This is a genomic window from Hymenobacter defluvii (genome assembly GCF_017589435.1).
GTDB classification, from domain to species: Bacteria; Bacteroidota; Bacteroidia; order Cytophagales; family Hymenobacteraceae; genus Hymenobacter; species Hymenobacter profundi.
On the sequence record NZ_JAGETX010000007.1, the window covers coordinates 57,437 to 68,888 of the forward strand.

12 protein-coding genes are annotated in these 11,452 nt (G+C 55.7%); all 12 read left to right on the forward strand.

Annotated elements, in window-relative coordinates:
* The first annotated feature begins 26 nt into the window (after nucleotides 1-26).
* Nucleotides 27-830 carry an enoyl-CoA hydratase/isomerase family protein gene (locus J4D97_RS13535; protein WP_432207211.1) on the forward strand — a complete coding sequence of 268 codons (804 nt, stop codon included), beginning with the start codon at nucleotides 27-29 and terminating at the stop codon, nucleotides 828-830.
* A 232-nt stretch (nucleotides 831-1,062) separates the two neighbouring features.
* Nucleotides 1,063-1,542, forward strand: coding sequence for a sterol desaturase family protein (locus tag J4D97_RS13540; protein ID WP_208308018.1), 480 nt, complete (start codon nucleotides 1,063-1,065; stop codon nucleotides 1,540-1,542).
* Nucleotides 1,543-1,652: 110 nt separating this feature from the next.
* Nucleotides 1,653-2,567 (forward strand): MerR family transcriptional regulator, encoded by a 915-nt coding sequence (locus J4D97_RS13545; protein ID WP_208308019.1) that lies wholly within the window; start codon nucleotides 1,653-1,655, stop codon nucleotides 2,565-2,567.
* A 276-nt stretch (nucleotides 2,568-2,843) separates the two neighbouring features.
* A complete protein-coding gene (locus J4D97_RS13550) occupies nucleotides 2,844-3,359 on the forward strand; it encodes a sigma-70 family RNA polymerase sigma factor (RefSeq protein WP_185282819.1) in 516 nt (171 codons plus the stop codon).
* A gap of 367 nt (nucleotides 3,360-3,726) precedes the next feature.
* The gene (locus J4D97_RS13555; RefSeq protein WP_208308020.1) at nucleotides 3,727-5,202 is read left to right on the forward strand and encodes a phytoene desaturase family protein; all 1,476 of its coding nucleotides are present in this window, start codon (nucleotides 3,727-3,729) and stop codon (nucleotides 5,200-5,202) included.
* A gap of 144 nt (nucleotides 5,203-5,346) precedes the next feature.
* The gene (locus tag J4D97_RS13560) at nucleotides 5,347-6,189 is read left to right on the forward strand and encodes a phytoene/squalene synthase family protein (RefSeq protein WP_208308021.1); all 843 of its coding nucleotides are present in this window, start codon (nucleotides 5,347-5,349) and stop codon (nucleotides 6,187-6,189) included.
* Between the two features lie 72 nt (nucleotides 6,190-6,261).
* A complete protein-coding gene (locus J4D97_RS13565; protein WP_208308022.1) occupies nucleotides 6,262-6,732 on the forward strand; it encodes a hypothetical protein in 471 nt (156 codons plus the stop codon).
* An 85-nt stretch (nucleotides 6,733-6,817) separates the two neighbouring features.
* Nucleotides 6,818-8,005 (forward strand): carboxypeptidase-like regulatory domain-containing protein, encoded by a 1,188-nt coding sequence (locus tag J4D97_RS13570; RefSeq protein ID WP_208308023.1) that lies wholly within the window; start codon nucleotides 6,818-6,820, stop codon nucleotides 8,003-8,005.
* 81 nt (nucleotides 8,006-8,086) lie between these two features.
* Entirely contained in the window at nucleotides 8,087-8,965 is an 879-nt protein-coding gene (locus J4D97_RS13575) for a 4-hydroxy-3-methylbut-2-enyl diphosphate reductase (RefSeq protein ID WP_243900309.1), read from the forward strand.
* Between the two features lie 177 nt (nucleotides 8,966-9,142).
* Nucleotides 9,143-9,784 carry a fatty acid desaturase gene (locus J4D97_RS13580; protein ID WP_432207212.1) on the forward strand — a complete coding sequence of 214 codons (642 nt, stop codon included), beginning with the start codon at nucleotides 9,143-9,145 and terminating at the stop codon, nucleotides 9,782-9,784.
* 229 nt (nucleotides 9,785-10,013) lie between these two features.
* Complete coding sequence (gene mraZ, locus J4D97_RS13585) at nucleotides 10,014-10,490, forward strand: division/cell wall cluster transcriptional repressor MraZ (protein ID WP_208308025.1); 477 nt, start codon at nucleotides 10,014-10,016, stop codon at nucleotides 10,488-10,490.
* Nucleotides 10,487-11,422 carry a 16S rRNA (cytosine(1402)-N(4))-methyltransferase RsmH gene (gene rsmH, locus J4D97_RS13590; protein WP_208308026.1) on the forward strand — a complete coding sequence of 312 codons (936 nt, stop codon included), beginning with the start codon at nucleotides 10,487-10,489 and terminating at the stop codon, nucleotides 11,420-11,422. The genes mraZ and rsmH overlap by 4 nt, the downstream gene beginning before the upstream one ends.
* The last annotated feature ends 30 nt before the right edge of the window (nucleotides 11,423-11,452 follow it).

Below are 11,452 nucleotides of genomic sequence, written 5' to 3' on the forward strand. Positions count from 1 at the left end.
GTTTAGCCCCGCCGACCATGGACAATATGCTTATCGAGGAGCTGGAAGCCCTGCGCTATATTCAGTATGAGTGCCACGATGCCATTGGCTATATCACCCTAAACCGTCCCGAAAAGCGCAACGCCCTCAGCGCCGAAATGGTAACCGAGCTAAAGCTGGCTTTTGATACCGCCGAGGAAGACGAAAACTGCAAAGTGATTGTGCTGCGGGCCGCAGGCAACGTGTTCTGCGCCGGTGCCGACCTAGCCTACATTCAGGAGTTGCAAGGCTTCGGCTACACGGATAATCTGGCCGACAGCACCCACCTCATGCAGCTGTTCCACCAGATCTATACCCTCAACAAAGTAGTCATTGCACAGGTGCAGGGCCACGCGCTGGCCGGTGGCTGTGGCTTGGTAACCGTCTGCGACTTTGCGTTTGCTGTGCCCGAAGCCAAGCTTGGCTACACCGAGGTAAAAATAGGTTTTCTGCCAGCCATTGTGAGCGTCTTTTTACTGCGCAAGGTAGGCGAGAGCCGCGCCAAGCAACTGCTGCTGACAGGCGACGTGATTTCCGCCCCGCGGGCGCAGGAGTTTGGGTTGGTCAACTTCCTGACCTCAGCAGTGGAACTAGACGAGCAGGTGCAGCAGTTTGCCCGTCGCCTGTGCGTCGAAAACTCGGCGCAAAGCATGGAAGTAACCAAAGAAATGCTGGCCCGACTCCCCGAAATGCCGCTGGAAGACAGCCTGCGCTACGTGGCGCAGCTCAATGCCGAAGCCCGCAGCTCTCTGGATTGCCGCCGAGGCATTGCTGCTTTTTTAAATCGGGAGAAAATAAACTGGGAGAATTAAGGAGGCTTTCGGTGTGTGAATTTTTAATTTCTAGTTTTACACTGCCATACTGAGCCCAGTATTCATTCCTCCGCTACCCTGTTATTTTAACTTTTTTCACTCTTCTAACTCCGTGCGAGACTGTCTTTGGGCTTATATAGGTTTCGCATAGAGGTAGGGAGTGAAAAAGGAGTTTCGCTTTTTCTTAAAAATCAGGGTCGAAACAATTAACCCAAAAGCAAGTTACCACCTCATGACAACGCTGGCAGCCGTGGCCGTAACGACGGCTACTTTTCTGGGAATGGAATTTTGGGCGTGGTTCATGCACAAATTCGTGCAACACGGTCCTCTGTGGTTTTTGCACCGCTCGCACCACGTGCGGCCTAGTCCGCGCCCCTTCGAACACAACGATCTGTTCTTTCTGCTGTACGGTGGCCTGTCGGCTGCGCTCATCATCACCGGCGACAATGGCCAGCGTTGGTGGTTTTGGGTAGGGGTAGGCATTGCGGCCTACGGTACTGTCTATTTTTTCGTGCACGATGTACTGATTCATGGCCGCCTGCGGTTCTGGCGCAAATCACAAAACACCTACCTGCGGGCCCTGAATATGGCCCACAAAATGCACCACAAAACCACTGGCCGCGACGGCTCCGTGGAATTTGGTTTACTGTGGGTATCGCCTAAATATTTGGAGATGGCGCGCCAGCGGAAAAAGACAATTAATAATGAATGATTATTAATTAAAACCTTTGCTGATGTGCAAGGTTAATGCGTTGTAAAGCCAATAAAAGAATAGAGAAAAATTAATAATTATTAATTCGTAATTATTAATTAAAAACAGCCGTGGGAAAGTTTTCAATCAGCGACCTGGAGAATCTCTCCGGAATAAAAGCACACACCATTCGGATGTGGGAGCAGCGCTACGGTATCCTGCGGCCGGTGCGCACCTCTACCAACATCCGTACGTACTGCGAGAGCGACTTACGCCGCCTGTTGAACGTGGCTACCCTGTGCAACCGCGGGCACCGCATTTCGCGCGTGGCCCAGCTGTCGGAGCAGGAGTTATGTCAGGCCGTGATGCAGTGCGGCGAAGAAGGCCAGGATCATGTGCCGCAGGTAAATGCCCTGCTGGCCGCTGCCGTGGCCATGGACGAGCCCCAACTGCAACTGCAAATAACCGCCGCTCTCGACCACTTGGGTTTCGAAGAAGCCATGCTTCATATCCTGTATCCGTTTCTGCGACGGGTAGGGATTATGTGGCAGGTAGGCACTATCAACCCGGCGCAGGAACATCTGGTAGCCAACCTGATACGGCAGAAAATGGTGGCCGCTATAGATGCCCTACCCTACGTGCCGCCGACAGAGGCCCGGCGCTGGGTGCTGTTTTTGCCGCAGGGCGAGCTGCACGAGTTGGGCTTGCTTTTTATGAGCTACGCACTGCGGGCGCGGCAGCACCACGTGTTATATCTGGGCCAAAACCTGCCCGTGAAAGAGCTGGCAGCAGTGTGTGAGGCTTATCAGCCCTACGCCTTGTGCACGGTGCTCACATCGGTGCCGGAGCGCGACCAGGTACAGGGTTTCATAGAGGAGTTGGCTCGTATCAGTCCGCACACGCCCTTGTTTTTGTATGGCCCGCTGGTGCAGCGCGAGTGCCTGCAACTACCCGGCAACGCGGTACAACTCCGCCTGATGACCGATTTCCTGGCTTTGGCTAACTCCCTGACTTTACACCCAGAGCCTACGGAAGTCTTGAGCTAAGCCCGCTGACTGAGTGCGCTACGCAGAAGTCATAATTTTTTAACAAGGCGTTTTTCGTCCCTCAGATTGCATATAGGCCCTTTTTCTGGCAGCAGAAGAAGGGCCTTCGCTTTTTAAGGGTTCAGATGACGATCTGAAAATCAACAGCTTCGTACGCCTACTATGCCGTTAGGCGCGTTGTTTGGAAATAATCAAAATTATTTTTGATCAATTGTGCACAACTTTTAATTTCTCCCGTATCTTTGTTTAACTTTTTGCCACGAAAAGCTAAACAGTATGACCTCTTTGGAATTCACCAACCAAGTACAGAAGATTTCTTACTCTCTAAAGCCCGTGGCGATGAACCTGACCCGCGACGCTGACGATGCGAAAGATCTTGTACAAGAAACTTTGCTAAAAGCGCTGCTGAACAAGGACAAGTTCAAGGCGGGCACCAACCTGAAGGCATGGTTGTACACCATCATGCGCAACACCTTCATTAACAACTACAACAAGATTACCAAGCGCAATAGCAATATTGACAGCACAGAGTATTTTCAGTATTTCAACACCGACGAAAACTACATTACGCACAACGGCGCCAGCTCGGATTTCGTAGTAACGGATATCAATGAGGCTATCGGCAACCTCCCGGCCGATTACCGCACCCCGTTTATGATGTATTACATCGGCTACAAATATTTGGAAATAGCCGAGAAGCTTCAGATTCCCATTGGCACGGTTAAAAACCGGATTCACATTGCCCGGAAGGAACTGAAGGACGCATTAAAGGTATACGCTCCCGGCGTGTAGGGAATAGGGAGAGAGTACAACTGCCCCGGGCGTATAGCGGGTCGCAAACAGTGTTGACGCAAGTCACGTTGTTCGCGGCCCGTTTTTTTGTTGCGGATATTGCAGCTTGATGAGATTGCGCTGATGCGGACGGAGTGCATACCTATTTCGTTGGTAGCCTAGTGCTTTAGCCTTGGGAAGATTGTGGGGTAGGGCGGCGGGCCATAGGGCGTTGCCGAAATTGCGGGGGTAGGCCGTATGTTTGTTGCAAGCTGAACAAGGTAGGGCGGAACGAGTTGGCCGGGCTTCCGTATCGGAATAGCGAGACGGAGCGGAACAACGCGTATCTGCATCTGCGAAATCCGCTCAATCTGCACAATCTGCGATAATGAATGTACTTGTAATTGGGGCCGGTTTTGCCGGGCTGGCAGCCGCTACTTCCCTGGCGCAACAGGGCCATAGCGTCACGGTGCTGGAAAAAAACGAAGGCCCCGGCGGCCGCGCCCGCCAGTTCCGGTCTGCCGGCTTCACCTTCGATATGGGTCCCAGTTGGTACTGGATGCCCGATGTGTTTGAGCAATATTTTGGCCGCTTCGGCAAAAAAGTAGCGGACTACTACGAGTTGGTGCGGCTGGACCCGTCCTACCAGGTGGTATTTCGGGGAGGCGAGGCTGTGGATATTCCGGCGGCCATGCAGGAGCTGCGGGCGTTGTTTGAGCGGTTTGAGCCGGGCAGCGGTGCGCGGCTAGACGAGTTTCTGCGGCAGGCTGCCTATAAATATGAGGTAGGGATGCACAAATTTGTGCACATGCCCGGCCGCTCGGTGCTGGAGTTTGCCAAGCCCCACCTGCTAGTAGATGCCCTGCGCCTCGATTTGCTGCAAAGCATGCATAAGCACGTGCGCAAGTTCTTCAAAGACCCGCGCCTGTTAGAGCTGGTGGAGTTTCCGGTGCTGTTCCTGGGGGCTACCCCGCAAAACACGCCCGCGCTGTACTCCCTCATGAACTACGCCGACCTCGCGCTGGGCACGTGGTACCCCATGGGCGGCATGCACAAGATTGTGGAAGGCATGGTGCAATTGGCCCAGGAACTGGGCGTACAGTTTGAATACAGCCAGGCCGTGGAGGAAATTGTGGTGGAAAACGGCAGTACCACGGGCGTACGCACCGCCACCGGCTTCCGGCCGGCCGATGTGGTAGTAGCCGGTGCCGACTACCACCACGCCGAGCAGCACCTACTGGCTTTCGACCACCGCAACTACACTGAGCGGTACTGGAACAAGCGCACGCTGGCGCCCTCGTCGCTGCTGTTCTACATCGGGGTGAACAAGCGTCTCGACAAGCTACGCCATCACAATCTGTTCTTCGATGAGGACTTTGGGCGGCACGCGCACGAGATTTACGAGCAGCCCCAGTGGCCTACCCGCCCGTTGTTCTACGCCTCGGCCCCGTCGCAAACCGACTCCAGCGTGGCGCCGGAGGGTAGCGAAAACCTGTTCCTGCTGATTCCAGTGGCCCCCAACCTCGACGACACCGAGGAAACCCGCGAGCGGTACTACCACCTCATCATGGAACGCTTGGAGAAACACTGCGGCCAAAGCATCCGCGACGCGGTGGTGTTCCGCCGCAGCTACGCCCACCGCGACTTCATCCAGGACTACAACAGCTATAAGGGCAACGCCTATGGCCTGGCCAACACGCTAAGCCAGACGGCCATCCTGAAACCCGCGCTGAAAAGCAAGAAAGTCAGCAATTTGTATTTTACGGGCCAACTCACCGTGCCTGGCCCTGGCGTGCCGCCTTCGCTCATCTCAGGCCAGGTAGTAGCTAGGGAAATTGAAAAGGACTTCGGCGGGGTAGGGTAGAACGTTATTTCGAACGGAGTGAGAAAGCTCGCGTGCAATGGTAAGCTCAATCGTCAGGAATTAGCGGGAGCACGCGAGCTTTCTCACTCCGTTCGAAATGACGTTCTACTTTCTAATTCATAAATTTTAATTTTCAATTACCCCGTGGACCACGTTGCCCTTTTTGATGAAACCACGCTGGCGTGTAGCAAGCTGATTACCACGCGCTACAGTACCTCGTTTACGCTGGGCATCCGGACGCTCGACAAGCGCTTTCACCTGCCCGTGTACGCGGTGTATGGGTTTGTGCGCTGGGCCGACGAAATCGTGGACACCTTCCATAGCCACGATAAAGCCGCACTGTTTCAGGATTTCAAGCGCCAAACTGACGAAGCCCTGCGTGAGCGGCTGAGCCTGAATCCCGTGCTACACGCGTTCCAACTGATGGTACATCGCTACGGCATCGACCAGGAGTTTATTGATGCGTTTCTGCGCAGCATGGAGATGGACTTGGAAGACCAGAGCTACAACCAGTCCTTGTACCAAGAGTACATCTACGGCTCGGCAGAGGTGGTAGGGCTAATGTGTCTGCGCATTTTCTGCGAGGGGGATAAGGCGCTGTTTGAGCGCCTACGCGAACCGGCGCGACGGCTGGGCTCGGCGTTTCAGAAGGTGAACTTCCTGCGCGACATTCGCTCCGACTACAAAGACCGTGGCCGTGTGTATTTCCCAGGCGTGCAGTACGAGAGGTTCGACGACCAGGTGAAGCGCCAAATAGAGGACGATATTCTGGCCGATTTCGAGGCTGGCTACGCCGGCATCGTGCAGCTGCCGCGAGCGGCACGGCTGGGCGTATACTTGGCCTACGTGTATTATTTGAAGCTTTTTTATAAAATTCGGAAGCTGTCGGCGGCACATATTTTGGGTGAACGAGTGCGTGTGCCCAACAACACTAAAATGCTTTTGCTGCTAGGTTCGTACTTTCGTTATCGCCTCCGGGCCATTTAGCCAACAAACTCGTACTGCGTGAAGGTTCTGCTGCCGTTCTGTCTTACCCTGTTCTTCATTCTCTCCAGTCTCGTGTCCGACGCCAATCCCTACTCCGTTGCCAACCTGCGCCGCCAGTATCAGCAAGCCGCTGCAAGCAAAGAAGGTGGTGAGAAGTTTCACCAATTAATGGCTGCCTACACCCAGCACGATGCTGTGGTATTGGCCTACAAAGCTGCCGCCGAGGCCATCCGGGCCCGCGACGCTTCCATGTTCAACAAGCTCACCTACGTACAGCAGGCCGCTAAGCTGTTTGACGAAGCCGTGCGCCGCGACGATGACAACGCCGAAATTCGGTTCCTGCGCCTGAGCGTGGAAAGCAACCTGCCCGCCTTCCTGGGCCTCAGCCAGCACGTAGATGATGACCGGCAGTTTCTGGTACGCACGCTCTTGCAGCACCCCGAGTCCGGTATGGACAACGAATCCTTTGCTCTGGTGCGCGATTTTATGGTAGAACGCGGCCACGTATCTGGTCCCGACGCCCAGCGCCTAACCTCCTTATAGCGTTGCCCCATATTATAATTTGTCCTGAAGCTCCTGTTTGGAGCTTCTTTTGTTTAGGCTGCTTTGTATTTCTACCCTTGTTAGCATGATGCACAACGTAGTACTGGTAGGGTGTCTCTTACTGAGTAGCCTAACGGCTTTTGGCCAAAGTATTCGCCTGACGGGGCGAGTAGAAGACACCGAGCATCACCCTATTCCTTATGCCAGCGTGGCCCTGCCCGATGGCGCGGCGGGTACTGCTACCAACGAGGTAGGGGAATTCAGCCTGACCGTGCCCGCCCTGCCGCAACGGCTGGTGGCACTCAGCATTGGGTACGCCCGCACAGAAGTAATGGCTACTTCGGCTGCGCCTCTCACTATCATCCTGCCCGCCAGCACGGTACAGCTGCCGGAGGTGGTAGTGCGCAATCCTCAGCGCGTGGCCGAAGACCTGGTGCAGCGCGCCTACGCCCAACTGGTTCGTCACGAAAAAGATACGTATTACGGCAAGGCTTTCTACCGCCAGAAAACCCGCACCAACGGCACCTACGACGAACTGTCGGACGCGTTTTATGATGTAGAGCTGACACCGCAGAAGATAGTAGGGTGGGAGCTGGGCGAGTCGCGTTACGCGGCCGTGGCAGGGCCATTTCACATGAAAAACTTCTCTACCCTGATGCGGCTGCCTACCTTCACCCAGCACCCCAAACGGGGTAGTCTGTACCTGCCACTGGCTTCGGATGCAGCCAAGCGGTTCACCTTCACGCTACGCGAGATACAGACTGAAAACGGCCGCGAAACCGCTGTCATCGATTTCCAGCCACGACCGGGGATAGACAAGCCCGCTCCCGCTGGCACGCTCTACCTCGACCGTCAGACAGCTGCCCTGCGCCGCCAGGAACTACACCTGCGAGTAGGTTCTATGCTGGCATTTACGAAGGGTTTTCAGCCGTTATCAGATTCATTGCGGCTGGTATCGGATTTTGCGCCGGTGGCTGATTCGCTCACGCGTCTGGCCAGCACGCGGGGTGAGCTGGCCGTAACAGTGCAAACCGGTAACCGTCCGCCCGTGCAGTCGTTGATATCGGCCTATCTGCTATTATATCAATACACTGGCCGCCTACCCAGCCAGGCCTACAGCCGAGTGAAGCACAGCGCCGATGACTTGCAAATGTTACAGGGGCGGCCCTATAACGCCAAATTCTGGCAGGAGAACGAGATTATTCGGGCCAGTCCGGTGGAGGAAAGTGTAATTAAGTCCTTTGAGGGACGCCGGGTATTCGGCCGCTTATAGTGCTGAAAATGCGCGGGTTTTGCAGCCCGAAAGGATGAGTTTGCGTATCTTTTCCCGGATACTCCCCCGCACTGTAACCTTATGCCGGTTTTTGCGGTTATTCCGAAAGCTATGCCGCACCACCTGAGCGTCCGTATCGACCCCAATTCCGGCTTTTGCTTCGGCGTCATCTATGCTATTCAGATGGCCGAGGACTTGCTGGATGAGCAAGGCTACCTGTATTGCCTAGGCGACATCGTACACAACGACGAAGAAGTAGAACGTCTGCGCCAGCGTGGCCTGCGCATCATCGACTACGATACCTTTGCTACCCTACGTAGCGAGGCCGTGCTCATTCGGGCCCACGGCGAGCCACCCGCTACCTACCAGATGGCGCTGGAAAACAACCTGACGCTGATTGATGCCTCGTGCCCGGTGGTGCTAAAGCTGCAAAACCGCATCAAGGCCAGCTTCGACAAAAAGGATAAGATCTTCATCTACGGCAAGCATGGCCACGCCGAGGTGCGCGGCTTGCTGGGCCAGACTGGCGGCGAAGCGGTGGTGTTCGAGAACCTCGACGAGCTGCTGCGTCACGAACTGCCCGACAACATCACGCTCTACAGCCAGACCACCAAGAGCACCGACAGCTTCTACCGCATCAAGGGCGAGCTGGAGCAGCGGGGCCACACCGTAAACGCTAACGACACGATTTGCCGCCAAGTTAGCAACCGCGACAAAGATCTGCGCCGGTTTGCTGCCCAGTTCGACCAGGTGATTTTCGTATCGGGCACCAAAAGCTCCAACGGCAAGGTGCTCTACCATGTGTGCCTCGAAACCAACCCCAACACGCACTTCGTGTCGAAGGTGGAGGAGTTGCAAACCGAGTGGTTCCGGCCGGGGCAGTCCATCGGTATTTGTGGCGCCACCAGCACGCCTATGTGGCTGATGGAAAAGGTGCGCGACACGCTGCTGCGACTCTAGGCAGTGACTGAGCGGCAGAGTGACTGAGTGACTTTCTGAACGTACGCGGTCTCATCCTGTGTTACTTTCGCGTATCCCTGCGAAATCCCTATGTCAACAACTGCTACTCTATCCACGCAAAAACGCCTGAAACCTACGTCGGTAGGGTATAAGGGGGTAGGCATTGCGTTGTTAATTATGACGTTGTGGGCAGGTCTACTCACCTACCTGCTGGCCTACTACCAGCCCGATTGGCGCACGCCCTGGCCCTACCTGCTGGCTCTGGTGCAGATGCACCTCTACACCGGCCTGTTCATCACCGCCCACGATGCGATGCACGGTGTGGTGAGCCCCAACCCGCGCCTGAACAACGCCATTGGCACCGTAGCGGCGCTGCTGTTTGCCTACAACTGGTTCCCCGGGATGCTGCCTAAGCACCACCAGCACCACCGCCACGTAGCTACCCCCGACGACCCCGACTACCACGACGGCGAGCATCCCAACTTCCTGTTCTGGTTCGTTCGCTTCGCCTGGAACTACGTGACTTGGTGGCAGGTAGTGCTAATGGCCGCCACCTATAATATGCTGAAAATCTGGTTTCCGCAGGAAAACGTCATTGCGTTTTGGATGATACCGGCCGTGCTGGCTACCCTGCAATTGTTCTTTTTTGGGACCTACCTGCCGCACCGGGGCGAGCACGCCCCCGACAACCCGCACAAGTCGCGCACGCAGTTGCGGCACCATGCGTGGGCTTTCGTGAGCTGTTACTTTTTCGGCTACCACTACGAGCACCACGACCAGCCCTACCTACCCTGGTGGCGCCTGTGGCGCACGAAGTAATGTCTGGACCACGGATTCGCTCGGAACGATAAACGTCTGCCATTTTGACAAAGCGGCGCTACCACTTGGTAGCGCCGCTTTGCTTTTTACGGTAATAGAAGTGCAAAACCGCTTAAATACCCTGAAAACGCGCTTTCAGTGGAGTGGTAGAAAATGGTAAATCGTGGTGGGCTTTTCCCAGGCAATCCGTACTTTTGCTAGTATCCCTGAAACGATGCCAGGCAATGCCATGAACCTTCTCTCCGGCGAATACGAATGCAAGCTGGACCCGAAAGGGCGTCTGGTGCTGCCGGCCAAGGTGAAGGGTAGTTTGCCAGAGGAAACCGGCAACCAGCTGATCCTAGTGCGCGGCTTCGAGCCGTGCCTGGTGCTCTACCCGCGGTCGGCGTGGCGCGTGATTCACGAGAAGGTGATGGCGCTGGACGAGTTCAATGAGGAATACCGTCAGTTTCAGCGCAATTTTTTGCGGGGCATGACAGAGGTAGAGCTGGATAGCATCGGCCGGTTTATGCTGCCGCGCACCATGCTGCGCTACGCCGGCATCGAGAAGGAGGCAATCATTGTGGGCATCGGCAACCGGTGCGAAATCTGGGACCCTGAGCGCTACGACAACTTCCTCATCAAAGACCAGCAGAGCTTCTCCAAACTGGCCCAAAAATTCCTGACCACCCCCGACGCGGCCTCTTCCAATCCGCTTGCTGCATGAGCACTTCCTACCCCAACGATACCGCCTACCACCGCCCCGTGATGCTACGCGAGTGCCTCGACGCCCTCGACCTGCGTCCCGATGGTCGCTACGTAGACGTAACTTTTGGCGGAGGCGGGCATTCGGCGCGCATCTTGGAGCATCTCACCACCGGCCACCTCTACAGCTTCGACCAGGACGCTGATGCTGAGGCCGAAGCCGCCCGCCTGTCCCGGCCGCAGTTCACCTTCATTCGCGCCAACTTCCGCGACCTGCACGCCGAGCTAGCCCGCCACGGCGCCCTACCCGTCGATGGAATATTAGCTGACTTGGGGGTGTCGTCGCACCAGTTCGACACGCCGGAGCGCGGCTTCTCTACCCGCTTCGACGGGCCGTTGGATATGCGCATGGACCCCGAAGCCGCCCAAAGCGCTACCGATATTGTGCAGGACTACTCCGAGGCTGAGCTACACCGTATTTTCGGGATGTACGGCGAGGTAACGAATGCTCGCACTCTAGCTGCCACTGTAGTAGCTGCCCGTCGGGGTAGGGCCATCACCACCATCGCGGAGCTAAAGAAAGCCATTGCACCCTGCACGCCCCGCGGGAAAGAGAATAAGTACCTAGCGCAAGTGTTCCAGGCCTTGCGCATTGAGGTGAACGAGGAAATGGAAGCCCTGCAGGAAATGCTGCTGCAAACGGCGCAAGTGCTACGCCCCGGCGGCCGCCTAGTGGTGATGAGCTACCACTCCCTGGAAGACCGGCTAGTGAAAAACTACCTCGCTAAAGGCAAGTTTTTCGGCGAAGTAGAAAAAGATTTGTTCGGCAACACGCACCAGCCCTTCACCGTGCTCACGCGCAAACCCGTAGAAGCCACCGCCGCCGAAATTGCCGAAAACAGCCGCGCCCGAAGCGCGAAACTTCGCATAGCGGAATTAAAAATCAATAATTAGTAATGAAGAATTATCTGTTAATGTCAACTA

Bases quoted from the DNA above. Each gene is read 5' to 3' on its own strand.
- J4D97_RS13535 (WP_432207211.1), top strand. From the start codon at position 27: ATGCTTATCGAGGAGCTGGAAGCCCTGCGCTATATTCAGTATGAGTGC.
- J4D97_RS13540 (WP_208308018.1), top strand. From the start codon at position 1,063: ATGACAACGCTGGCAGCCGTGGCCGTAACGACGGCTACTTTTCTGGGA.
- J4D97_RS13550 (WP_185282819.1), top strand. From the start codon at position 2,844: ATGACCTCTTTGGAATTCACCAACCAAGTACAGAAGATTTCTTACTCT.
- J4D97_RS13555 (WP_208308020.1), top strand. From the start codon at position 3,727: ATGAATGTACTTGTAATTGGGGCCGGTTTTGCCGGGCTGGCAGCCGCT.
- J4D97_RS13570 (WP_208308023.1), top strand. From the start codon at position 6,818: ATGATGCACAACGTAGTACTGGTAGGGTGTCTCTTACTGAGTAGCCTA.
- J4D97_RS13575 (WP_243900309.1), top strand. From the start codon at position 8,087: ATGCCGGTTTTTGCGGTTATTCCGAAAGCTATGCCGCACCACCTGAGC.
- J4D97_RS13580 (WP_432207212.1), top strand. From the start codon at position 9,143: ATGACGTTGTGGGCAGGTCTACTCACCTACCTGCTGGCCTACTACCAG.
- mraZ (WP_208308025.1), top strand. From the start codon at position 10,014: ATGAACCTTCTCTCCGGCGAATACGAATGCAAGCTGGACCCGAAAGGG.
- rsmH (WP_208308026.1), top strand. From the start codon at position 10,487: ATGAGCACTTCCTACCCCAACGATACCGCCTACCACCGCCCCGTGATG.